Here is a 23,363-nt window from a genome sequence, read left to right as displayed (position 1 = left end):
GCGCTCCCGACGACCGGACCTGCACGGGAGCGCGGAACCTTCGCCCCGGTCTCGCCTCTGGGCTGGGGTAACGAACAAAGGAGACGAGACCATGAGCAACGATCCCTCGACACGATCGCACGCCCACCCTGAGCACGTGGACGTTCAGCACGCGCACCACGACGAGCCGAACACCCACGCCGGTCACCACTCGCACGACCATCACCAGGGTCACGGCGAGGCTTCCGGCCGCCACCACGACGGCCATGACGCTCACGCCCACCACGAGGGTCACGGCGGACATGGTCACGGGCATGCCGGACACGGAGATCACGTCGGACAGTTCCGGCGCCTGTTCTGGATCATGCTCGTTCTCGCCGTCCCGGTTGTGGGCTTCAACGACATGTTCGCCCACCTCATCGGTTATCACCTGCCCGAAGCTGCATGGGTGTCTTGGGTGTCGCCTGTGCTGGGCACGGTCGTCTACTTCTGGGGCGGCTGGCCCTTCCTGACGGGCGGGCTGAGCGAGATCCGCTCCCGCAAACCGGGGATGATGCTGCTCATCGCGTTGGCGATCACTGTCGCGTTCCTCGCGTCCTGGGGTGCGAGCCTCGGCATCCTGCACCACGAACTGAACTTCTGGTGGGAGCTGGCGCTGCTGGTGGTGATCATGTTGCTCGGCCACTGGATCGAGATGCGATCGCTCGCCCAAACCACCTCCGCGCTGGACTCCCTCGCCGCGCTGCTGCCCGACGAAGCCGAGAGAATCGACGGCGACGATATCGTGAAGGTCGCTCCTGCTGATCTGGCTGTCGGCGACGTGGTGATAGTCCGTCCGGGATCCTCGGTGCCCGCCGATGGAAAGATCGTCGACGGGTCGGCCTCGATGGACGAGTCGATGGTCACCGGCGAGTCCAAGACGGTGCGCCGGGAGACCGGGGATCAGGTGGTCGCCGGCACCGTGGCCACCGACTCCGGACTGCGGGTCGAGGTCACCGCGACCGGCGACGACACCGCGCTCGCCGGTATCCAGAAGCTCGTCTCCGACGCACAGGCGTCTTCCTCCCGCGCGCAGCGGATCGCCGACACCGCGGCCGCGTGGCTGTTCTGGTTCGCCCTGGGCGCGGCGGCAATCACCGCCGTCATCTGGTCGCTCGTCGGCCTGCCCGACGCCGCCGTGGTCCGCACGATCACCGTGCTGGTCATCGCCTGCCCGCACGCGCTCGGCCTGGCGATCCCGCTGGTGGTTTCCATCGCGACCGAACGCGCCGCCCGCGGCGGAGTGCTCATCAAAGACCGTCTCGCGCTGGAGTCCATGCGCACCGTGGACGCGGTGCTGTTCGACAAGACCGGCACCCTCACTAAGGGCGAGCCGACGGTGACCGCCATCGATCCCTCCGGCACCCGAACCGAGGACGAAGTGTTGGCGCTGGCCGCCGCCGCGGAGGCCGACAGCGAGCACCCGCTCGCCCGGGCCATCGTCGGCGCGGCCCGCACCCGGAAACTCGACGTGCCCGCGGCCACGGACTTCTCGTCCTCCCCGGCAGTCGGTGTCAAGGCCACCGTCGATGAAAGCGTCATCGAGGTCGGCGGACCGTACCTGCTCGACCAGCACGAGGCGGACGAGCTCCCCGTCGCCGACACCTGGCGCGAGGAAGGTGCGATTATCCTGCATGTGCTCGCCGATGGCGAGGTCATCGGCGCCCTGCGGCTGGCCGACGAGATCCGGCCCGAGTCCCGCGAAGCCGTCGACGCGCTCCATGCAGCCGGGGTGCAGGTCGTGATGATTACCGGCGACGCCCAGGCCGTCGCCGACACCGTCGCGAAGGATCTCGGCATCGACCGGGTCTTCGCGGGCGTGCGACCGGAGGACAAGGCCGCCAAGGTCGCCGAACTCCAGGACGAGGGCCGCAAGGTCGCCATGGTCGGCGACGGCGTGAACGACGCCCCGGCGCTGGCCCAGGCCGACGTCGGCATCGCGATCGGAGCGGGCACGGACGTGGCGATCGGATCGGCGGGCGTCATTCTCGCCTCCTCCGATCCGCGATCGGTGCTCTCGGTAATCGAGCTCTCACGGGCGACGTTCCGGAAGATGAAGCAGAACCTGTGGTGGGCGGCCGGCTACAACCTCGTCTCCGTCCCGCTGGCCGCGGGCGTCCTCGCACCCATCGGGTTCGTGCTGCCGATGAGCATCGGCGCGATCCTCATGTCCGTCTCCACCGTGGTCGTCGCCCTCAACGCCCAGTTGCTGCGCAGGCTCGACCTCACCCCGCAAGCCAGCACTGCCAGAATCCTCGACCGTGCCGCATGACCATGCGTCGGCCGAACCGCGCCCGTTAGGAGGCCATCGATATGGACACCCCGAGCATCGCCACCGCACCGGTGACTCACGGCTACATCACGGAGAAGGAACGCTATCTCGCACGGCTCAGACGCATCGAGGGTCAGGCCCGTGGCATCCACCGGATGATCGAGGAGGACACCTACTGCATCGACATCCTCACCCAGATCAGTGCGATCACTTCCGCGCTGGAGAACGTCGCTCTCGGACTGCTCGATGACCACCTCAGACACTGCGTCGCCGGAGCTATCCAGCACGACGGCACTGAGGCCGAAGTAAAGCTCAAGGAAGCGTCCGACGCCATAGCCAGACTCGTGAAGTCATGAGAGGAACGTCATGAGCATGATTGGACGCGCGATGCGATCCACACTCGACACCAGCGAGATCAGCGTGTCCGTGAGTCGCTGCTGCAACGCCGTGAGATGGGTCATCATCGCGACCACGCGGAAAAGCAAGAGCCACCGATAGCGGTCGGCCTGGTCTTCCTTTGCCGGCATCACGAGAGCGCTGTGGGCCGACATGACATGTTACGACGCCTTGATTGCTCGGACGCGCACCATCCGTCGTCCGATTGGTCCAGTCGCCTACGACTGCGTGAGGGTTATCGTCGTCCGCGACGGTTCTGCCTTCTTGTTCAGTGAGTTCGGACAGCAACCGATCAAGTCCGGTGATGTGGTGCTGCTCGGAGCGAACGTCCTGTGCGGAAGCGAGCCGGAGGGCCACATCACCGTGACCACGGTCTATCTCGATACCGACTATGTGCTTGACCAGGTGCGGTGGCAGTACGCCGGGTTCGTCTGCGATCGGCTCGACGCGCAGGGTTTCGCGGACGCCATCTATTCCGAGCCCGCGCAGATTCTCCGGCTGGGCGAGGATCGCGCCGGGATGCTCATGCCTTGGCTGGACGAGTTGGTCGCGTTAAGTGTAGACGGCGACTTCGTGCGGCACTACCTGCGGATACAGGCGCTGTGGTTCCAGGTTGCCTACGTCATCGCCCCACACATCACCGTTTCCCCGGTGCGGATCTCGCCGTCGCAGCGTGCGCATATCCGGCCCACGCTCCCGCGTGATCGCCGGTTCGCGCCGCTGCGGGTCGAGGCACGCCGGGCCGCTGCCCTGCTGCGCGAGAACCCCGCACGCCGGTGGACGCTGGACGATCTCGCCGCCGAGGTGCATCTGTCGCCGTCACGGTTGTCCAGCGTATTCGTCGAGGCCTACGGCAAGACCCCGCTGGCGTATCTGACGATGCTCCGCGCCGAGCACCTGGCAAAATATCTACGCGAGACCGATCTAACGGTCGCGGCTGCGATGCTGCGAGTCGGCTGGCACTCCCGTTCCCATGCCACCCGATTGTTCCGCCAGTACGTCGGCGTCACCCCCGGCCACTACCGCCAGATGCGCGCACAGACCGTCTGAGCGATGTGCCCGTTCTGGTTACTCTGTGCCGCTTCTTCGAGACCGTCGACCTCCCGTCGTTTCTGGCGGGATTGACTGGTAGTCCGGTAGAGACTCGTCGGGTTCTTCACGAAGCCTGACGGTCAGAGTCTCGTTTCCTTGTCCGTCTCGTCTGCGTGATCCTCCCGACGTACCTCACGGTCGTACGGTCGCCCCGCTACGGGGTGGCCTCCGGCGGAAGGAGGTCTGGCGATGGCTGAGGTACGCGACGCTCGCACGGCGCAGGACGTGATCGCGCGCCGGGCTTCGTCGGTCGCTGCGGTGTTCTCCCGGCTCGGCGAGGGCGTACCGCTGCCTCTCGTTGCGCGCGAGCTGGCCCGGCTCGATGTGCCGGTCTTCCCGTGCGCGCCAGACGGGAAACGCCCGATTCCTGAGCGTGGTTTCCACGAGGCAACCACTGATGCCGGGCAGGTGGAGGCGTGGTGGCGACGGCAGCCAGGCGCGAACCTTGCCGTTCCGACCGGCGCGGCCTCGGGGGTGGTCGTTGTCGACGTCGACGTGCACAAGGTCGATGGATATGCCGCGTTCGGACGTGCGGCCCGTTCGGGGCTGCTGTCCGAGCCGTTGGCAGTGGTGACGACGCCGACCGGCGGCAGGCACCTGTACTTTCCCGCTGACCCGGAGCATGAGCAGCGGTCGTGGCAGGTAGGCCGGGCGGGTGTCGACTTTCGGGGCGACGGCGGCTACATCATCGTGCCTCCCTCGCTGCGCATGATCGATGGTCGCCGGATGCCGTATCGGGTCGAGAGCGTGGCCGCTGGCCCGGTCTCGCTCCTGGATGCGCAGCGACTGCGCGATTTCCTCGACCCACGCCCGAAGTACACCCCCGCGCCCGCGCCGCCGGGTGGCTGGCCGCTGGATGTTGCCCGGCTTGCCTCGCAGGTCGCGAGCAGGCCCGAGGGCGTAGCGATGACACCCCCACGAGCCCCCGACCGCCGCCGACACGGTGGGCGCTGGCGTGCACCTGGTCGCCAGGAGGTACTCACCATGACGACCCGCACACCCGAACAAGCGCCGGAAGACTTCACCCGCAGTGAGGGCCTGCGAGCCCTGCTGAACCGACTGCACGAGGGCGGCCCCGGCGCGTGGCAGTCCGATCCGGTCGCCGCTGAGCTGATGGCCTATGCCGCCGACAAGTACGGGGCGCTGGCCCGCAAGCACGGCCTCGACCCCTGGGAGGCGGCATCAGCCGCGTTCGATGTGATGCGCACCAAGGCCGCCCGTACCGCGAACGACCCGTGGGGCGTGGTGACCCATGCGGTGCGCATCACCTGCATCGCCGAGGAACGCGGACAGGGCCTGCTGTGTTCGGTGCATCAAGCCCGACGCCCGCACATCTCCGCGTTTCACGACGCGGAAAGGCTGTCAGATCGGGAGAACCCGCTGACCGACTACCACTCGGCATTCCACGTCACCGACCCCGACCCGACCGGTGCCGACGAACCCGCGAGTACGACGGCGTGCTGCTCGGCAGGCTCGGCTGTGGAGGATGCCATCGCGCTGTTCACGCTGCTGGGCTGGCCTCCGCACATCGCCCGCGCCGGAGTCGAGCACATCTGCCAGGCGCTCGCCCGCGCGGGCAGCCGCCAGAGCGCCTATGAAGCGCTGCGCCGCGACAAGCACGCCCGCGCCCTACTGGACGTGAACAGCACCGCCTGGACAACACTGCTGAAAGCGCTGCTCGGCCACCCCAACCCAGCCTATGCCGCGACCGCTGCCGGACGTGGCATCCTGCTCCGGTTGCTTATCGGCGAGAGCCTGCGCGCGCTGCTGCGCGACGACGATCTCGTGCTGATGATCTCGCTCGCAGCACCGAAGCACGGGAGGCGGTGATGGGCGCGCAGACCGGGCACATCGAACTCGACCGCACCGTCGACTCGATCATCGTCGGCAACCGCCACCGCACCGACCTGGGCGATCTGACCGCGCTGGCCGAGTCCATCGCCCGCGACGGACTCCTGCAACCGTTGACGGTCACCATCGACGGGGTGCTGGTGTGCGGTGCTCGGCGGCTGGCCGCGATCAAGCTGCTCGGCTGGCGCACGGTGAGCGTGTGGGTGCGCTCGGGCGTCTCGGGCAGGCTCGGGCACCTGCTGGCTGAGCAAGACGACAACATGCTCCACAAAGACCTCACCCCGGTCGAGGCTGCTGCGCTCTACCGCGAGCTGAAGACCCTCATGGCCGAGGACGCTTCACGCAGGCAGGCAGCAACACGGTTCAGCGCGGACAATCAGCCCGGAAAGGACGGTGCCGCAAATTTTGCGGCACCGTCCGCATCACGCGGTGACACCCGAGAACAGGCTGCTGCGATGATCCCCGGTGGCGCTTCTCACACCACGCTGGAGAAGATCAACTACCTGCGGCAGATCGCCGACGACCCCGACCTGCCCGCCACAGTGCGCGGCGACGCCGCTGCTGAACTCGAACGCATCGACGCCGGTGCGCCGGTGCATCCCGGTTTCGAGCGCGTCCGCGTCGCTGTCGCCGAAGCCACAAGCGAGGACGCCGATCTGGAGGCACTCGCACGAGAGGCCGTCGCTCGCGTTCAGTCGTCGCAGAAGAAGCCCGCCCCAGCCACTTCCACGGGTGAGACCGAGCCCGCGCAGTGGCCGGTGCGCGCGTTCGTCACCACCTGGACGGAGCTTGCCGACTGGTGGACGCATTACGACACCGCAGTGCTGGCAAGCGATCTCACCGACGAGCAGATCACCTCGTTCTTGGTGACCGCTGACGGCACCAGCACGTTCGCCGACGAGCTGCGTGCCGCCCGGCAGTCGCTGAGCAACCCGCGCAGGCATCTCCGGGCGCTCTAGCCCGCTCCCGGTGCGCGGGCGGCGCACCTGGGGGTCATGAAGACGACTCCCGATGACCCCGCCCGCACCCGCCGCCGATTGATCTCCCTCGTCTGCGCCGGGGTCGCGTTCCTCGTCCTGGCTGCGATCGGCGTCTACGGGCTGGTGACCGGCCCGAACGACGCCGACCCGAGACCCGACGGGCCACCGACCCCGATCCGCATCGACCCCGATCAGCCGACTCCGCGCCTGCCCTACATCGCCCCGTCGACCGACCCCGAAGAGTTCGCACGCCAGGCCGCGCACGCGCTGTTCACCTGGGATACCACCAGCGGGTTCCTGCCGCTGGACTACACCGCCGTGCTGCTGGACGTGGGTGACCCGACCGGGAACGAGCAGGCAGGGCTGGCCTCCGACGTCGCCTCCTACCTGCCCGGCCGTGACGCCTGGGTCGAGCTGGGGCAGTACGGCACGAGCCAGCACCTGACGATCACCGATGCGTATGTGCCCGAGCAGTGGGCTCAAGCGGTCGAGCAGGCCCGGCCCGGCCAACTCCCGGTCGGGGCGACCGCTATCACGATCGAGGGCACCCGGCACCGCGCGGGCATCTGGAACGACAAACCCGTGACTTCTGAGCACCCGGTGGCGTTCACGATCTTCCTCGCCTGCCCGCCTGACGACCCACCGACCGGCAGCCAGAGCGAGACCAGCGCACCGGATACCGGTGCGGTGCCGTCGTGCTACCTGCTGCGCCTGTCGATGCTCGACCAGCCGCTGCGCTGACACGGAGGCCATGACGATGAAGAAGGCAGTCATCGCCCTCGCCCTGCTGCTCCTGCTCGGCCCGTTCGTCGGTCTGCTGGCGATCGGCGTGCTGATGAACCCCGCCGCGAACGCCGAATGCACCATCGACGGCACCGGCATCACTGTGGGGAACATTCCCGACTCGCTCACCGCGACCACCGCGAACGGCGAGACCATCACGCTCAACCGGCAGCAACTCACGCACGCGGCCACCATCATCGAGATCGGTTCCGGCATCGACGGGGTGGGGCGCGACGGCATCCAGATCGCGCTCATGGCAGCCCTGACCGAATCCAGCCTGCGGATGCTGTCGAACACCTCGGCGTACCCCGAGAGCGCCGACTATCCTAACGACGGCGACGGCTCAGACCACGACTCGCTCGGGTTGTTCCAGATGCGCCCGCAGTCCGGGTGGGGCAGCGTCGCCGAACTCATGAGCTCCGACTATCAGGCGAGAGCGTTCTACGGCGGGCCGGACGGCCCCAACTACCCGAGTCCGCGTGGCCTGCTCGACATTCCCGGCTGGCAGCAGATGGGCAAGGGCGAGGCGGCTCAGGCCGGCGAAGTCTCGGCCTACCCCGATAGGTACAACAACTACGAGCCGGTCGCCCTCACCATCCTGGGCACGCTCACCGGAGCGGGTGGGCCGGTCACCCCGGCACCGGCGGCCCTGCCTGTTGTTGTGCTCGCTGAGGTCGCGGAGTCATCGCTCGTGGTGTTCCCGCTCCCGGAGGGCACCTGGATCGCCACTGACCCGTTCGGGCCGCGCATCCACCCGATCACCGGGGAGCAGAGCTTCCACACGGGTGCGGACTTCGCCGCCCCGGACGGCACCCCGATCCTCGCCGCCGCCTCCGGCACAGTCACCGTTGCCGAGTTCTCCGGCGGGTACGGCGGCCTGGTCGTGATCGAGCACCGCATCGACGGGCGCACCGTGGCGACCGCGTACGCGCACAGTTGGCAGCACGGCATTCACGTCTCGGTGGGCGATCAAGTGCGTGCCGGGCAGCACATCGCCGACGTCGGTTCCTCGGGCATGAGCACGGGGCCGCATCTGCATTTCGAGGTTCGCGACGGCGGCACCAACGGGGAGTACATCGACCCTGCCGCATGGCTGAACCAGCACAACGCCGCCGACCTGCCCGAAGCCTCAGTCGGGCCTCCGAACGGCTGCGGTAACAGCACCGGCACCACCGGTGACCCGGCACCGTTCGACGGCGACGACCCGAACCGGCTGGTCGACGACCCGACTTCGACCGGGCAGATCACCGCACGGATGCTGCACCTGTACGAGCAGACCAAAGCGGCGTTCCCCGACACCGGCTGGGGCTGCTACTCACCCCGGCCCGGCACCCAATCGGAGCATCCCCTGGGGCGTGCGTGCGATCTGACGTTCGGCAACGCGATCGGCCAGTACCCGACGCCTGCGCAACTCGACTACGGCTGGCAAGTCACCGAGTGGATGCAGACCCACGCCGAAACCATCGGCGTCGAGTACCTGATCTGGCAAGGCAAAATCTGGTCGCTCTCGCGCGACGCCGAGGGCTGGCGTCCATACAACGGCGGCGGGATGCACGACCCCGACAACGTGACGGGTGGCCACTACGACCACCTCCACGTCACGGTGAAGTAGCGGGTGCGTCATGAACGTGCTTCCCGACTTCGACGGACTGGCCGGCATCGGCGATCTACGAGAGATCGTCGGGGCGCTGCTGATGTTCGCCCTCGTGATCGCGGTGCTGATGCTGATCGTCTCGGCGATCATCTGGGCAGTCTCATCGAGCACCGGCAACTATGCCGCCGCTTCCAAGGGCCGCGTCGGGGTGCTGGTCTCCCTCGGCGGCGCAGTCCTCGCCGGGGCCGGTGTCGCGTGGATGAACTGGCTGATCGGCATCGGCCAGCAACTCTGACCCCTCCGGCTTCTTCTGAGCGCCCGCCCCTCCGAGGGCGGGCGCTCTTTTTCGTGTGGGTGGCAGCGGAGAGCACCTGACGGCAGAACCACCCAACGCTTCGTGAAGGAGAACTGCCGTGATCGACATCGACCCCAACTCCAGCGGCTTGCCGGGAATCGAGCAGCTGCGCATCATCGTCGGCGCCGTCATGACCGTGGGCCTGATCCTCAGCGTTCTGGCGCTGATCGTCAGCGCGATCATCTGGGCCTACGGCTCTAACTCGTCCAACCCGCATCTGGCAGGCAGGGGCAAGATCGGCGTCTTGATCTCGTGCGGTGCCGCCGTCGTCTGTGGCGCGTCCGTGACGCTCATCAACTTCTTCTGGGGCGTCGGCCAAGCCGTGTGAACCCACCCATCAACAACTCCGATCCACTAGGAGGCTCGTGATGGGCGTGTGCGATATTCCCGTCATCTCCAGCGTCTGCGACGTGGCCGGCGAAGCCGCCGCGACACTGATCTCGGCCCCGTTCGACTGGCTCGCCAGCGCGATGGGCGAAGCCGCCGGTTGGCTGTTCGAGGCCGTCTGGACGGTCTTCGACAGCACGACGATGGTCGACGTCACCGGCGGCGAGTACGTGGGCGTCTACAACCTGATCTTCGGGATCGCCGTGTTCGTCATGCTGCTGTTCTTCTGCCTGCAACTGATCACCGGCATGATCCGGCGAGAACCCGCCGCACTCTCGCGCGCCGCCCTCGGGCTGGCCAAGAGCGTGCTCGGGTCGTTTGTCGTCATCACCCTGGTGGCGCTGCTGCTGGAGATCACCGACCAACTCGCGGTCGGGATCATCCAAGCTGCCGGGGAAACCACGGCCACGATGGGCGACAAGATCGCCATTCTCGTGGCCGGGCTGACCGCGCTGAACGTCGGCGCGCCCGGTGTCGGGGCGATCCTGACCATCTTCCTTGCGGCCTTGGCCATTGCCGCCGCCGCGATCGTGTGGCTGTCACTGCTCATCCGCAAGGCGCTGCTGCTGGTAGCCGTGGTGTTGGCCCCGTTCGCGTTCTCCGGGGCGTCATGGGATGCCACGCGCGGCTGGATCTCCAAATGGGCGATGTTCGTCGTCGCGCTCATCCTCTCCAAGCTCGTGCTTGTCGTGATTCTGCTGGTCGCGGTGACTCAGGTGTCGGCCCCGATCGACGCCGACCTGTCGAACATCGCCGACCCGCTCGCCGGGATCGTGCTGATGGCGCTGGCCGGGTTCGCGCCGTACATGACCTACCGGTTCCTGTCGTTCATCGGTTTCGACCTCTACAACTCGATGGGCACTGAGCAGGAGGCCAAGAACGCACTCAACCGGCCCGTGCCGACGCCGGGCAAGCCGCAGGGCGGCGAGCCGAAAAAGGTGCTCGACGAGGGTGGCAAGAACGGCGACAAGAAGGCCAGCAGCGGAAGCGGCGGTGCCGGTGGTGGCCCCAAGGCGAAGCCCACGCCTCCGCCGTCCTCAGCGGGCGGTGCGGGCGCGGGCGCGGGTGGTTCGGCTGGAGCCGCAGGTGCCGGGGGTGGCGCAGCGGCGGCAGGGCCGGTCGCCGCCGGAGTCGTGGCGGGTGCCGCCGTGGTCAAAGCGGCCGCGACCGCCGGGCCGAAAGCGGGCGAGGCGCTCGCCGGTCAAGCCGATCAAGCGGCGAGCGGTGCCGAGCAGCCGGGGTCGGCCCCGGTCGCTCCGAACGCGCCGCCGCCCTCGCAACCGCTGCCGAAGACCCCGAACAGTTCCCCGCCACCGCCGAAGCCGACCAAGGAGTGACCTGCGATGCCCAGCACTGAAACGGCCCACGAGCGCGGCGGCGAGCTGGTGCCTGTGAAGTTCTCCCGCCTCACGAGGCGCGGCATCCTGCTCGGCCTGTCACTAGCTCAGCTGATCATCCTCGGTGTCGGCGGGGCGAGCCTCGTGGCCGCGTTCTATGGCGGCGGGGGTGCCCTGTTCGTCATCACCGCGCCGATCTGGGTGCTCGCTGCTGCGGTCACCTGGATTCCGGTCGCGGGCCGCCCGCTGGTCGAGTGGCTGCCGGTTGCCTGTTGGTGGCTGTGGCGCAAGACCGGCGGGCAGCTGGCGTACCGGCGCAGGATCGTGACACCACGCCCGGCAGGAACACTCGCGCTGCCCGGCGACATGGCTCGGCTGCGCGAGTACGTCGACCCGGAGACCGGGGCCGGGATGGTGCACGACCCGACCGCCGGAACCCTCACCGTCGTCACCGAGATCACCCATCCCGCGTTCGTCTTGCTCGACCCCGGCGAGCAGGAACGGCGTGTGACCGCGTGGGGCCGGGTGCTGGCGACCGTGTGCCGTTCTGGGCGCATCGCCACCCTGCAAGTGCTGGAACGGACGCTGCCGGACTCGGGGCAGGGGTTGGCCGAGTGGTGGGCCGCGCACGGCACCGCTGACGGCTCGTGGGCGGCGACGACCTATCAGGAGCTGATCGAACGGGCCGGGCCTGCCGGGGAACGTCACGCGACCACGCTCAGCCTGTCGCTGGACATGCGGGCCGCCGCCCGCCAGATTCGCACCGCGGGCGGGGGCATCAAGGGCGCGGCGAACGTGCTCCGGCAGGAGATGGGTACCCTGTCGGCGGCGTTGCGCTCAGCAGACCTGACGAGCAAGGGCTGGCTCGGCACTGGACAGATCGCGGTCATCCTGCGCTCGGCGTATGACCCGGCTATTGCTGCGACGCTGGAACGTCACGGCGACCTCGGGCACGACCTGGCGACCGCCGGGCCGGTCGCGGTCACCGAGTCGTGGGGGCATCTGCGCAGCGACTCGGCCTATCACGCCGTCGTCTGGATTTCGGAGTGGCCGCGCTCGATGGTGCATCCGGGGTTCCTCTCTCCCGTGCTGCTCAGTAGCGGCATCCACCGGGCGTTCTCGCTCATCTGCACCCCGCTGCGCACCGATCAGGCCGCCCGCGACATTCGCCGCAAGAAGACTGAGTACATCAGCGACGCGGCACAGCGCGCCCGCATCGGCCAGATCGAAGACGCTTCGCAGACCGCCGAGTACCACGACGTGCTCCAGCAGGAGGCGGACTTGACCGCCGGGCATGGGGTGCTCCGTTACACCGGGCTGATCTCGGTGTCTGCCGACTCGCGCGAGGAACTGGAAGCGGCAGTCGCCGCGATCGAGCAGGCCGCGATCCAAGCCTCGTGTGAGACGCGCGTGCTGGTCGGCCAGCAGGCGCAGGCGTTCACGGCCGCTGCGCTGCCGTTGTGCCGCAAGGTCTGAGCCGCCGGGCGCACCTTGAAGCCATCCCCACCGATTCATCTGGAGGCCCGACATGCCCACGTTCAACGACCCGACCGCCGATGCGGAGGAAGCACGCCAAGCGTTGCGCGGTCTCGCGCACGCCACGATCCGCATCGACGATCCCGACAAGCTCTACGGCATCGTCGGGGAACTGCTCGGTGCGGCGCGCTCGCTCGAACAGTCGCTCATCCAACTCGGCGGGGCCAGCCTCACCTATCAAGGCCGTGCCGCCCACGACGACGGCGACCGCAACCTCGGTGCTGCTGACGCCTGGGCCGCTGCCGACGCACTCCGGCAGGCCGCTGGTCACGTTAGCGCCGCCGAGAGCGCGCTCGATCAGGCATCCGGGCATCTGGGTCGCATCGCCTGGCGTCCCCCGCACCGGCAATGGGTGACGGTGGTGTTCTTGCAGGGCGACGAGGCCGGGCAGGTGCTCGACCTCATCGACCGCGACGGCACCGACGCCGCAATCGAGCATCTGCGCGGCTTCGACTACGGCGACGAGACCACGGGCGCGGCGCTGGCGAACGAGCATGTCTACGACGTGCCCCCTACGAGCGCGAACGACCGAATGGTGACCGAGGGCGAGTATGCGCTGACCTACAGCCCGGCGTTCGGGTACGTCGCGCTGTACCGCGCCTACACTCCACCCGCCGACAGCACGCCGGAGGGTGACGGCCCGCAGAACGTCGGGCCTGCGCAAGACGCGGCGAACGCCGAGGCAGCACGGCGCGCGCTCGATGAGCGCCGGAACCGGGTGCGCGGCGACGGGTCATGGTTCACCCCCGACCGCATCACGGACATCAAGCGCAACCGGGGGCTGGAGCGATGAGCCCCCGTGAGGATGAGAAGCTGCACGCCTCGGTGCTGGTCGCCCCGGCGAAAGAGCGGCGACGCTACCGCAAGCAGCGCCGACAGGCCGCGAACCAGCTGCACCGCGAGCAGCGACAGCAGCGGATGGACGAGGCAAAGGCCCGCGCCGAAGCGGAGAAAACCGAGCGCGCCGCACGCCAGTATCTGCCCGCCGCAGGCGAACCCGGCCCATCGATGCTACGCACACCGGGCCGCTTCCACCTGCCCCGGCATCAAGACACCTCCGCCACTCTGTCGGGCGCATACCCGTTCGTCGCCGAGGGCGGCCTCGGCAGCAGCGGAGTGTTCGTCGGCCAAGACCTCTACAGCGGAGGCTCGTTCGTTTACGACCCGTGGGTGCTCTACGCCAACGGAGTCATCACCGCACCGAACGTCGTCCTGGCCGGAATCGTCGGCTCGGGCAAGTCCTCGCTCGCCAAGTCCTTGTACACCCGAAGCCTGCCGTTCGGGAGGCGCGTATATGTGCCGGGCGACCCGAAAGGAGAACACACCGCCGTCGCGGAAGCGGTCGGCGGGCGTGCTATCGCGCTCGGGCACGGCATGGCCAACAGACTCAACCCCTTGGATGAGGGCTATCGGCCCTCGAACTTCACCGACGCCGAGTGGGAGAGCACCGTGGCTGCGCGCCGCCGCGACCTCATCGGCGCGCTGGCCGAGGTAGTCCTCAATCGTGCTCTCACCCCGCTGGAGCACACCGCGATCGACACCGCCCTGACCGCGACCGTACGGGAAAACGCCGTGCCGATCCTCCCGATGGTGGTGGAACGCATCCTCGCCCCGTCCGACGACAGCGACGGGCGACTGATCGAGGATGGCAGGATCGTCGGCCATGCTTTGCGGCGTCTGGTCGCCGGTGACCTCGCGGGGTTGTTCGACGGCCCTTCGACCGTCAGGTTCGACCCGACGCTGCCGATGATCAGCCTCGACCTATCGCGGGTGACGGAGAACAGCACGCTCATCAGCGCGCTCATGACCTGCTGCTCGGCCTGGATGGAATCTGCGCTGCTCGACCCGGCAGGCGGGCAACGATGGGTGATCTACGACGAGGCGTGGCGTCTCATGTCTCACCCGTCCTTGCTGAAGAGGATGGACGCGCACTGGCGGCTCGCCCGTCACTACGGCATCGCCAATGCCTTGATCTTCCACAAGCTCACCGATCTGGAGAACGTCGGCGACTCCGGCAGTGCGATGCGCTCGCTCGCCAACAGCCTCCTGGCGAACGCAGAGACCCGCATCATCTACCGTCAGGAGTCCGACCAGCTGGGCGTCACCGCCAAGGCGCTCGGTCTGACGGCCACCGAGCGCAAGCTGTTGCCCTCGCTCGGCGTCGGGCAGGGGCTGTGGCGCATCAAAGAGCGAAGTTTCGTCGTGCAGCAGCAGTTGCACCCTGCTGAGTTGGCGCTCTTCGAAACTGGGTTCCGGGCCAGGGGCCTGGCTCCGGGCAGCAACGTCTCGTGAGCCACGGCGCGCCCGACGGTGCACCTGGCTGTCATGGAACAACACTCAGCATCTGCTTTCACTCGCACCCCCGCACCGCCCTACGAGATCGAGGGGCGTCTGTTCGAACCTGGTGAGACCGTCGGTGTCGCCGTTCTGCTTCGTAGCGCCGAAGCCGACCGGCATGGCGAGGTTCAGGCAGTCATTACTGCCACTGATCTGCCGCCTCGCTGGGAAGCTCTGGTGCTCGTCGGATACGACACCGGAACGTTCAACTACATCGACCCGCGCTGAGGTTCCGATGCCTGACCGGGTGACAGTTGGCGCACCTGGCTGGCATGAAGAAGCCTCCCGCCCATGCCCCTGCGCCTGCTCCGGTGTCGATGCCGGTGATCCGTCTCGATGTGCACGACGACGGCACGATGAGCGCCACCGTCGATGGTGAACCGCTTGCCCCGCCGGTCGCGCAGGGCACCTGGCGGCGCGGCTCGTTCGCGCGGATCGTCGATCAGGTCACGGCAGAGCGCTCCATCCCGGCGCGGGTCGAGGTGACCGAGGCCGATGGTTCGGTGTTCACCGACATCATCGGCGCCGTTCGCAGGAACACTCCCGCCCCCACGCCACCGGAACCTGAGCGACCCGAAGCGCCCCGGCTGGTGGAGGTGACCGGGCCGGGGTTCGTGCCGGGTGAGGACGTCGCGGTGTGCCGCATCATCCGGCACACCGACGCCGCCTCGACCGGCACCGCTCGCGCACTGATCGACCTGACCCACGATCACCTCGACCCTGCCGACGAGATCGTGCTCGTCGGCCGGGTCTCGGGCACGTTCGTGGTGCGGAGCCTGTCATGAGCGCCCCTGCGCCAGGCAGGCAGACCGGCTCGTTCGGAGATGAGCTGACCAACGCCGCCATGATCGGCCTGATCGGGGTATTCGCGCTCGCGCTCCTACTGCGCGGCGCAGGCTCGGTCGCGGCGTTCCTCACCGGCACCGCCCAGCCGCAGGCCGGCCCCGCCGCCGGGGTCGGTGTCCTGTTCAACCCCGGCGACCCGGCGACCGTGCTGGAGGCCGAGGGTCTGCACGTCGTGGCGTACTGGATTGTCGCGGTCGTTCTGCTCGCGCTGCTGGCGGCGGCGATCACCTGGGTCTGGGCGCTGCTGCGCCGCCAGTCGCGCAAGACCGCGACCGACCCGCACCGGCTCGCCGGAATCGCCACGAGACACGATGTCGCCGGGGCCGCGTCGACCAAGGCGCTGCTGGGTCGGGCTGCGAACCTGCGCCCCTCGTTGGCACGCCCGGCACCTGCCGATGTGGGCTACCGGCTCGGCGCATCCCACGGGCGTGACGTGTGGGCCAGCGTCGAGGACTCGATTCTGCTGATTGGCCCACCGCGCTCAGGCAAGGGCCTGCACATCGTGATCCCGGCGATTCTGGATGCGCCCGGCGCGGTCGTGGTGACGTCGACTCGTCCGGACAACCTCACCGCGACCCTGCGCGCGAGGCAGCGCATCGGCCCGACCGCTGTGTTCGACCCGCAGCATTTGGCCGAGGGCATCCCCGCCGGGTTGCGCTGGTCACCCATCCGAGGCTGCGAAGACCCGCTGACGGCGATGATCCGCGCCACCGGCCTCGCCTCCGCGACCGGCCTGAGCTCCGGCGGCGTCGAGGGCGGCGGGTTCTGGGAAGGGAAGACGCGTTCTGCGCTGCAAGCGCTCCTGCACGCGGCGGCAATCGACCACCGTCCACCTGCCGAGTTGTTCAGGTGGACGCTCGACCCGACCGCCGCCGCCGATGCGGTGGCGATCCTCACCAACAGCCCACTGGCGGCGGGCGGGTGGGCCGAATCGCTGGAGGCGATGATCGACGCCGACCCGCGTACCCGCGATTCGATCTGGCAGGGTGTCTCGCTGTCGCTCAGTGCTTTGGCCGATCCGCGTGTGCTCGATGCGGTCTCGCCGGGCGAGGGCGAGGACTTCGACCCCGAGAAGTTCATCCAGTCGCGCGGCACGCTCTACCTGCTCGCGACCGGCGCCGGGGCCGGGGCTTCCGCCTCATTGGTGGCAGCGTTCGTGGAAGACCTCGTGGAAGCCGCCCGTAGGGTTGCGGCGCGCTCGCCGGGTGCGCGACTCGATCCGCCGCTGCTGCTCGCGCTGGACGAGATCGCCAACCTCAGCCCGCTCCCGAGTCTGCCGACGCTCATGGCTGAGGGCGGCGGCACCGGGATCACCACGATGCCCGTTCTCCAGTCGCTCGCGCAGGCGCGTGACCGTTGGAGCGAGAATCAGGCGAATGCGATCTGGGATGCGGCGATCACCAAGATCGTCCTCGGCGGCGCGTCCAACAGCCGCGACCTGCAAGACCTCTCGGCGTTGATCGGGGAACGCGACGAGTTCACCGACAGCGTGACTCTGGGCGACCACGGCACGCGCTCGAACCAGCGCTCGATCCGGCGTGTGCCGATCATGCCGCCCGACCGCATCCGCACCCTGCCGTTCGGCATAGCCGTCACGCTGTTGCGCTCAGCGGCACCGATCATCACCGACCTGCGGGCCTGGCCCAAGCGAGACGACGGGGAACGGCTGAAAGCGGATCGTGCCGAGATCGAGGCGCTGCTGGAACGAGGCACGGATGGCACCGGGGCCGCACCTATCTGACCGGCAGTACGAGGCAGGGAGGTGAGCACTGATGGCCAGACGCAGGAGCCGGAAAGCGCCGCCCGGTCAGCTGGAGTTCGACCTCTGGGGGCTGGCCGAGCAGACCGCTGACGAGCAGATCAGCGAAGCCGTCGAGAACACGCCCGGCGTGGAGGGAGCAGAACGTGAACAAGTACGGGGCGCAGGCGATGCGCCACTGGCAGACCCACGCGCCGGAGCGGTACGCGAGGATCGAGAACCCGACCCGGTTCTTCACCGAGCTGGGCCTGGAGGCGCAGGGCCAGATCACCGACCTGGCACGGCGGATCGAGACGAACCGCCCGTTGTTGCTGGCCAAGACGCGCTCTTCGAGGGAGACTTATCTCAAGGACGTGGCGCACCGGATGACGGCGCTACGGATCGCGGAGGAGGTCGTGATGCAGCAACTCGCCTGGGTCACCGACCCGAGTCTGCCGCTGGACGAGGCCCGTCAGGAGTGGAACGAGACTTCCCCGAACGACGAGAACCTGATCATGTGGGCCGAGCGGATGCAGGACGCCCCCGATCTGATGCCCGCGACGGTCGACCTGGAGCAGAAGGCCAAGGACTGGGCCGTACCGGTCTGGTTCTTGGAGGGCCTGGTCGAAGCGGAGATCCCGAGGCGGTATCTGGACGAGCACCAGAGCTTGCTGGCGGAGGCAGCGACGCTCCGCTTCCTGCGCGAAGTCCGCTAACTTCCTCCGCTGACGACACCGGCCCGGGGCCTGCCGCGCCGGTGCTGCGGTTCGTGCGGGACACGCACGACGACCTGGCCCCCTCGGGCGCGAAGGCCCGCTTCCACGCGAACGTCGCCGCCATCGAAACCGCACGGCTACTTGCCGAGCAGGAACGCCCGGCGACGCCCGATGAGCAGCAGACGCTTGCGCGCTGGTCGAGCTGGGGCGCGGTGCCCGATGTCTTCGACGAGTCCAAGCAGGACTGGAGCACGGAGCGCGAGCAGCTGCGGAGCCTGCTCACCCCGGACGAGTGGGATGCCGCCGCGCGCACGACGATCAACGCGCACTACACCGACCCGTTGATCGTGCGGCAGATGTGGCGGGCCATGACCGCGCTCGGCTTCGACGGCGGGCACGTCCTCGAACCGGGCTCCGGGCTGGGCACGTTCCTCGGCATGGCCCCCGAGCACGCCCGCATGACCGGGGTGGAGCTCGACCCGGTGACCGCGGCGATCAGCCGCGCCCTGTACCCGCACGCCGAGGTGCGGGGCGAGTCGTTTGCCGACACCCGACTGCCCGAGGGGTCGTTCGATGCAGCGATCGGGAACGTGCCGTTCTCGGACGTGACCTTGCACGACCCGGTGCACAATCCGACCCGGCAGTCGATGCACAACCACTTCATCCTCAAGGGCTTGCGACTCACCCGGCCCGGCGGGATGGTCGCCGTCCTGACGTCGCAGTACACGATGGATGCGCAGAACCCCGGCGCGCGCCGAGAGATGGCGCTGCTCGCCGATCTCGTGGGCGCGGTCAGGCTCCCCGCCGGGTCGCATCGGCGCACGGCGGGCACCGACGTGGTGACCGATCTGCTCATCCTGCGCCGCCGCGAGGACGGGCAGCCGACCGCCGATGACGGCTTGTGGGAGACGGTCACTCCGATCAGCCTGGACGGGCAGCGGGCGAAGATCAACGCCTACTTCGACCATCGCCCCGAGCATGTGCTCGGTGAGATGCGTATCCGTCAGGGGATGTACGGCAGGCCAGCGGTCGCGGTCGACGGCGACCCCGGGCGGCTGGAAGCTGACTTGGCTGACGTGCTCGATCAGATCACGTTCAGCGCTCGTCGCACCGGGCTGACGTTCACCGCGCCCACGGCGGAGCATCGGGCGCGGCAGGCCGCACGCGTGCCGTCGCCGCCGCAGTTGTGGGATGGCAGCATCGTCGCCACCGACACCGGGTTCGGCACCGTCGCCGCTGGTTCCGTCGAACCGCTGGAGGTGCCTAAGAGCGCCGGGCCTGAGCTGCGCGCCCTGCTGGGGTTGCGCGATGCGGCGCACCGGCTGCTCGAACTGGAGGCCGCGACCGTCGATGACACCGACGAGATCAACGTGGCACGTGAGAGCCTGCACCGCGACTACCGCAAGTACGCCGGCAGGTACGGGCCGCTGAACCGCTACACGCTGCGCCGCACCGGACGCACCAACGATGCCGGGGAAGACACCTACGCCCGCACGGTGCCGACCCCGATCCGGGTGCTGCGCTCTGACCCGTTCGGGGCGCTCGTGCTCGCCTTGGAGCAGTTCGACGACACCGACCAGACCGCGACCCCGGCGGCGATCATGACCCGCCGGGTCGTCTCCCCGCGAACCGAACCACAAGGCGTGGACACCCCGGCCGATGCGATCGCGGTCAGCCTCGACCGCAGCGGGGGCATCGACTTGCCGCTGATCGCCGACATGCTCGGCATGGGCGAGGCTGAGGCCCGTGCCTCGCTGACCGGGCTGGTGTTCACCGATCCGGTCACCGACGAACTCATCCACGCCCCCGCGTACCTCTCCGGCGATGTGCGCGTGAAACTGGAGCAGGCCACGGCGCGCGCTGCCGACGAACCTGAGTTTCAGGCGAACGTGGACGCGCTGACCGAGGTCGTGCCCGAATCGCTCGGTGTGCAGGAGATCAGCGCCCGGATGGGTGCGGTGTGGATCAGCGCCGAGGTGCACGCGCAGTTCCTGAACGAGCTGCTGCGCACCCGCGAAGTGAACGTGGAGAACCCGCTGCCGGGCATGTGGGAAGTGCGCGGAGGCCGTCAAGGGCTGCTGGCCACCAGCGAGTGGGGCACCGAACGCCGCCCCGCCCCGGACATCGCCCAGGCGATCATGGAACAGCGCACCCTGCTCGTCTACGACGAGATCGAGGACGTCGACGGCAAGAAGCGTCGCGTGCTCAACCCGCTGGAGACCACCGCCGCGCAGGAGAAAGCCGATGCCCTGCAAGAGCGGTTCTCCGAGTGGGTGTTCGAAGACCCCGAACGCGCCCACACGCTCGTGACTGAGTACAACCGGCGCTTCAACTCCATCGTGCTCAGGGATTACACCGACGCGGGCGAGTACCTGAGCCTGCCGGGTCTGGCGGAGAACTTCACCCCGCGCCCGCACCAGCGCTCCGCCGTCGCGCGCATGATCGCCGAACCCTCCGCCGGGCTGTTCCACGAGGTCGGAGCGGGCAAGACGGCGGAAATGATCATGGGCGTCATGGAGATGCGCCGCATGGGGCTCATCGACAAGCCCGTGCTCGTGATTCCGAACCACATGCTCGAACAGTTCTCCCGCGAGTGGCTGCAAATCTATCCGCAGGCCCGGATTCTCGCCGCGTCCAGCAAAGACCTCACCGCCGACAAGCGCCGCCTGTTCGTCGCGCGGGCGTCGGCGAACGAGTGGGATGGCGTCCTGGTGACGCAGGGCGCGTTCGAGAAGATTCCGCTGCGCGCCGAGACTCAGCAGGCGTACATCCAAGCCCAGGTGGACGAGATGCGGGAGGTGCTCGCCACCGCGACGGGTGAGAACGCGATGAGCGTCAAGCGCATCCAGCGCAAGCTGCTGCAACTGGAGAACAAGGTCAAGGCCCGCATCGACACAGATCGGGATGCCGGGGTGTGTTTTGAGGACACCGGCATCGACTACGTGGTCGTGGACGAGATGCACATGTACAAGAACCTCGCCACCGATTCCAACATCTCCGACGCCGCGATCGAGGGTTCCAACCGCGCCAGCGACCTGCACATGAAGCTCGAGTACCTGCGCTCCCAGGGCCGTGAGCGGGTCGTCACCGGCGCGACGGCGACGCCGATTTCGAACTCGGTGACCGAGGCGTTCGTGATGCAGAAGTACCTGCGCCCTGACTTGCTGGAGGCTGCCGGGATCGGGGCGTTCGATGCGTGGGCGGCGACGTTCGGGCAGACCGTCACGCAGATGGAGATGGCCCCCACCGGCAACAACACGTTCCGTATGAAGACGAGGTTCGCGAAGTTCCAGAACGTGCCGGAGATGCTGAAGCTCTGGTCGATCTTCGCGGATGTGAAGACCGCCGAGGATCTGCAACTGCCGATTCCCGACCTCGCTGAACGCGACGACGGCAGGCGCGCCCCGGCAACGGTGGCGATCCAGCCCACGGTCGAGCTGGAACAGTTTATCGAGACCCTCGGCACCCGCGCCGAGAAGGTCGCGGCCCGGTCGGTATCGCCGAGCGAAGACAACATGCTCACCATCTCGACCGATGGACGCAAGGCCGCGCTCGACATCCGCATGATCGTGCCGCGTGACCCCTCCGGGCCGTCCAAGGTCGATCTGGCCGCCGACAGCATCCACCGGGTCTGGGAACAGACGAAAGACAACACCTACCTCGACCCGATCACCGGGCAGGAGTCGCCCGTGCGCGGCGCGTTGCAGTTGGTGTTCTCCGACATCGGCACCCCGAACCCGACCCGGTGGAACGCCTACGACGAACTCCGGGCGCAACTCATTGCACGCGGGATGCCCGCCGAGTCGATCCGATACATGCACGAAGCCAAGACCGACGTGGACAAGGCCAGGTTGTTCGCCGCCGCCCGCGCCGGGCACATCGCGGTGCTGATGGGATCGACCGAGAAGATGGGCGTCGGCACCAACGTCCAAGCCAGAGCCGTCGCCCTCTACCACCTGGACTGCCCGTGGCGACCGAGCGACATCGCCCAGCGCGAGGGCCGCATCCTGCGCCAAGGCAACCAGAATCCCGAAGTCGGCATCGTCCGGTTCGTCACCGAGCGATCGTTCGACTCCTACATGTGGCAAGGCGTCGAACGCAAAGCCACGTTCATCGCGCAACTCATGCGCGGCAGCCTCGACTCCCGCGAGATCGAAGAAATCGACTCATCCGCACTCTCTGCCGCAGAAGCCAAAGCGATCAGTTCAGGCAACCCTCTGCTGCTGGAGCACTCCACCGTGCACACCGAAGTGCAACGGCTGCGTCGCCTGGAGCGTGCCTACCACCGCAACGAGTCGATGCTCGCCCATGCCCGCGACCGCGCCAGCGATCACGCACGTCGCGCTGCCTCCGACATTGAAGCCCTCGAATCGGTGCTGCCGCGCGTGACCGATACCTCCGGCGAGAAGTTCCGCATCGAGCTACGTGGCCGCACCTACACCTCACGTGCCGATGCCGCGCACGCGCTCGCGGCCTGGGCGCATGACTCCGATCTGAAATGGGCACCCCGCTACGCCTCCCGCGACTACGGTGCCATCGGCAAGATCAGCGGCTTCGACGTCACGGTCTCAACCAGTCCGGCGCTCGGGGCCGAACCTATGGTGACCGTCAGACTCGACGGAGTGCCGCGCAGCGGGTTCGTCATGACCCGGCAGGCTTTCCTCGACGGGGGCGTCGGACTCATCCAGCGCATCGAGAACCGCGCCTCCGGCATCCCCTCGCTACTCGACCAAGCCCGCGACGACCTCACCAGCGCCGAGCAAGAACGCGACGACGCCGAGCAACGCATCGGCCAACCCTTCCGCCACGCAGAGGCCCTCGCAGACGCCGAGAAAGACCTCGCCCGAATCGAGACCCAACTGGCCGCGATGCAAGACGACATCGACCACGACTCCCGACCCGAATCGGAACCCGAGCCTGGGCGTGAACCGGCGCTCACCGTCGAGGCGGTACGGGCGCATCGGCCCGCGCTCGGCGTGCGTCCCGACCCGCAACGGAGCCCGGCAATGACGGCGGCTGTCGTACCCACCGACAGCACGGCACACGACCTGAGCCCACGGAGGCTGTGACCGAGCACCTAGCTGCCAGAACGACCGCACGAACGCGGGCGTGAACAGGCAGGAGG

The 23,363-nt window shown here is 68.2% G+C and carries 19 protein-coding genes and 1 pseudogene; 19 read left to right on the top strand and 1 reads right to left on the bottom strand.

Annotated elements, in window-relative coordinates:
* Positions 1 to 91: 91 nt before the first annotated feature.
* Both ILP86_RS09880 and ILP86_RS09875 read left to right on the top strand, forming a co-directional pair.
* Positions 92 to 2,290, top strand: a complete 2,199-nt coding sequence (locus tag ILP86_RS09880) for a heavy metal translocating P-type ATPase (RefSeq protein ID WP_227750944.1) — start codon at positions 92 to 94, stop codon at positions 2,288 to 2,290.
* A gap of 41 nt (positions 2,291 to 2,331) precedes the next feature.
* On the top strand, positions 2,332 to 2,646 hold the full coding sequence (locus tag ILP86_RS09875; RefSeq protein WP_017883419.1) for a metal-sensitive transcriptional regulator: 315 nt from the start codon (positions 2,332 to 2,334) through the stop codon (positions 2,644 to 2,646).
* Here ILP86_RS09875 and ILP86_RS09870 read toward each other — a convergent pair.
* Positions 2,641 to 2,841 (bottom strand): hypothetical protein, encoded by a 201-nt coding sequence (locus ILP86_RS09870; protein WP_175986189.1) that lies wholly within the window; start codon positions 2,839 to 2,841, stop codon positions 2,641 to 2,643. The genes ILP86_RS09875 and ILP86_RS09870 overlap by 6 nt on opposite strands.
* Here ILP86_RS09870 and ILP86_RS09865 point away from each other — a divergent pair.
* The 17 genes and pseudogenes from ILP86_RS09865 (at position 2,840) to ILP86_RS09785 (ending at position 23,307) form a co-directional block, all read left to right on the top strand.
* The gene (locus ILP86_RS09865) at positions 2,840 to 3,736 is read left to right on the top strand and encodes an AraC family transcriptional regulator (protein WP_017883421.1); all 897 of its coding nucleotides are present in this window, start codon (positions 2,840 to 2,842) and stop codon (positions 3,734 to 3,736) included. The two genes, ILP86_RS09870 and ILP86_RS09865, sit on opposite strands and share 2 nt — an antisense overlap.
* A gap of 231 nt (positions 3,737 to 3,967) precedes the next feature.
* Positions 3,968 to 4,510, top strand: a pseudogene (locus tag ILP86_RS09860) (bifunctional DNA primase/polymerase); the annotation flags it as partial.
* A gap of 252 nt (positions 4,511 to 4,762) precedes the next feature.
* A complete protein-coding gene (locus ILP86_RS09855; RefSeq protein WP_017883425.1) occupies positions 4,763 to 5,608 on the top strand; it encodes a hypothetical protein in 846 nt (281 codons plus the stop codon).
* A complete protein-coding gene (locus ILP86_RS09850) occupies positions 5,608 to 6,588 on the top strand; it encodes a ParB N-terminal domain-containing protein (RefSeq protein ID WP_017883426.1) in 981 nt (326 codons plus the stop codon). The genes ILP86_RS09855 and ILP86_RS09850 overlap by 1 nt, the downstream gene beginning before the upstream one ends.
* Positions 6,589 to 6,624: 36 nt before the next feature.
* Positions 6,625 to 7,350: a hypothetical protein gene (locus ILP86_RS09845; RefSeq protein WP_031289816.1), complete on the top strand. Its 726-nt coding sequence runs from the start codon at positions 6,625 to 6,627 to the stop codon at positions 7,348 to 7,350.
* A gap of 10 nt (positions 7,351 to 7,360) precedes the next feature.
* Complete coding sequence (locus ILP86_RS09840; RefSeq protein WP_193761849.1) at positions 7,361 to 9,004, top strand: M23 family metallopeptidase; 1,644 nt, start codon at positions 7,361 to 7,363, stop codon at positions 9,002 to 9,004.
* A gap of 10 nt (positions 9,005 to 9,014) precedes the next feature.
* The gene (locus ILP86_RS09835) at positions 9,015 to 9,281 is read left to right on the top strand and encodes a DUF6112 family protein (protein WP_017883433.1); all 267 of its coding nucleotides are present in this window, start codon (positions 9,015 to 9,017) and stop codon (positions 9,279 to 9,281) included.
* A gap of 118 nt (positions 9,282 to 9,399) precedes the next feature.
* Positions 9,400 to 9,669, top strand: a complete 270-nt coding sequence (locus ILP86_RS09830; protein WP_017883434.1) for a DUF6112 family protein — start codon at positions 9,400 to 9,402, stop codon at positions 9,667 to 9,669.
* A gap of 40 nt (positions 9,670 to 9,709) precedes the next feature.
* The gene (locus tag ILP86_RS09825) at positions 9,710 to 11,065 is read left to right on the top strand and encodes a hypothetical protein (protein ID WP_017883435.1); all 1,356 of its coding nucleotides are present in this window, start codon (positions 9,710 to 9,712) and stop codon (positions 11,063 to 11,065) included.
* Positions 11,066 to 11,071: 6 nt separating this feature from the next.
* Positions 11,072 to 12,541 (top strand): SCO6880 family protein, encoded by a 1,470-nt coding sequence (locus ILP86_RS09820; RefSeq protein ID WP_017883436.1) that lies wholly within the window; start codon positions 11,072 to 11,074, stop codon positions 12,539 to 12,541.
* Between the two features lie 52 nt (positions 12,542 to 12,593).
* Positions 12,594 to 13,394, top strand: coding sequence for a hypothetical protein (locus ILP86_RS09815; RefSeq protein ID WP_017883437.1), 801 nt, complete (start codon positions 12,594 to 12,596; stop codon positions 13,392 to 13,394).
* Positions 13,391 to 14,893 (top strand): ATP-binding protein, encoded by a 1,503-nt coding sequence (locus ILP86_RS09810; protein WP_017883438.1) that lies wholly within the window; start codon positions 13,391 to 13,393, stop codon positions 14,891 to 14,893. The genes ILP86_RS09815 and ILP86_RS09810 overlap by 4 nt, the downstream gene beginning before the upstream one ends.
* 33 nt (positions 14,894 to 14,926) lie before the next feature.
* Positions 14,927 to 15,166, top strand: a complete 240-nt coding sequence (locus ILP86_RS09805; RefSeq protein ID WP_152424206.1) for a hypothetical protein — start codon at positions 14,927 to 14,929, stop codon at positions 15,164 to 15,166.
* Between the two features lie 44 nt (positions 15,167 to 15,210).
* On the top strand, positions 15,211 to 15,723 hold the full coding sequence (locus ILP86_RS09800; protein WP_193761848.1) for a hypothetical protein: 513 nt from the start codon (positions 15,211 to 15,213) through the stop codon (positions 15,721 to 15,723).
* Complete coding sequence (locus ILP86_RS09795) at positions 15,720 to 17,525, top strand: TraM recognition domain-containing protein (RefSeq protein WP_193761847.1); 1,806 nt, start codon at positions 15,720 to 15,722, stop codon at positions 17,523 to 17,525. The genes ILP86_RS09800 and ILP86_RS09795 overlap by 4 nt, the downstream gene beginning before the upstream one ends.
* 164 nt (positions 17,526 to 17,689) lie before the next feature.
* Complete coding sequence (locus ILP86_RS09790; protein WP_017883441.1) at positions 17,690 to 18,238, top strand: hypothetical protein; 549 nt, start codon at positions 17,690 to 17,692, stop codon at positions 18,236 to 18,238.
* Between the two features lie 53 nt (positions 18,239 to 18,291).
* Positions 18,292 to 23,307: a helicase gene (locus ILP86_RS09785; protein ID WP_308431903.1), complete on the top strand. Its 5,016-nt coding sequence runs from the start codon at positions 18,292 to 18,294 to the stop codon at positions 23,305 to 23,307.
* The last annotated feature ends 56 nt before the right edge of the window (positions 23,308 to 23,363 follow it).

Source organism: Microbacterium sp. R1 (assembly GCF_015159725.1).
Lineage (GTDB): Bacteria > Actinomycetota > Actinomycetes > Actinomycetales > Microbacteriaceae > Microbacterium > Microbacterium oxydans.
The sequence above is the reverse complement of the archived record's forward strand: the minus strand, read 5'-3'. Positions and strand labels throughout refer to the sequence as shown.